We start from the raw sequence: 712 nt of genomic DNA, 5'->3' as shown, positions 1-712 counted from the left end.
CGGTCCAATACCGCCCCGCACTTTGTGCAAATATGTGTACGAATGGAAAGTGATTTTTTTACACGTTCACCACAAGAAGAACAGTCTTGTGATGTGTAGTGTGGTTCTACTTTTACAAGTAGCCCGCTATTTTTCTCACACTTATAAGAAAGCATTTGGCGGAACATTCCCCACCCTGCATCAGAAATAGATTTGGATAACTTACGATTCCGAACCATATTACGAATGTTCAGGTTTTCCACGCATACAACAGAATAGGTTCGAGACAAGTTGTAGCTTAATTTGTGTAGGAAATCACGTCTTTGATTGCCAACCTTTTCGTGTAACTGACGTATCCGTATCACCTGTTTTCTATAATTGGAAGAACCGCGTTTCATTTTCGAAAGCTTACGTTGTGCCATTTTTAGTTGTTTTTCTTTTTTTCGAAGGAATGTAGGGTTTTCGAATTCTCTTCCATCAGAAAGAACAGCATATTTATGTAGGCCAACGTCTATTCCGATTGCGTTGTTTGGATCAATATCAGATGGCAACTCTTGTCTTTCGACACAGAAAATAGCGTACCATCTTTTGCCTTGGCGCTTGATAACAAGTTGCTTGATTGTTCCTTCTAATGGTCTGTGGAGGAGGAGATCGATTTCACCTAGCTTTGTATTGTACAGCTTACCGTTATCTGAAAAGGACATAGCCATTCGATTGCCTTTTGCATTGAATC

The 712-nt window shown here is 40.0% G+C and carries 1 protein-coding gene; it reads right to left on the bottom strand.

Translation table 11 applies throughout. The features are described 5' to 3' along the window. On the bottom strand, nucleotides 1-712 hold a 712-nt coding region (locus tag K9V48_RS28300; RefSeq protein ID WP_224142342.1), incomplete at both ends, for an RNA-guided endonuclease InsQ/TnpB family protein.

The organism is Metabacillus rhizolycopersici, from assembly GCF_020075705.1.
Note: the sequence above shows the minus strand (reverse complement) of the source record. Positions and strands in the feature narration are given on the sequence as shown.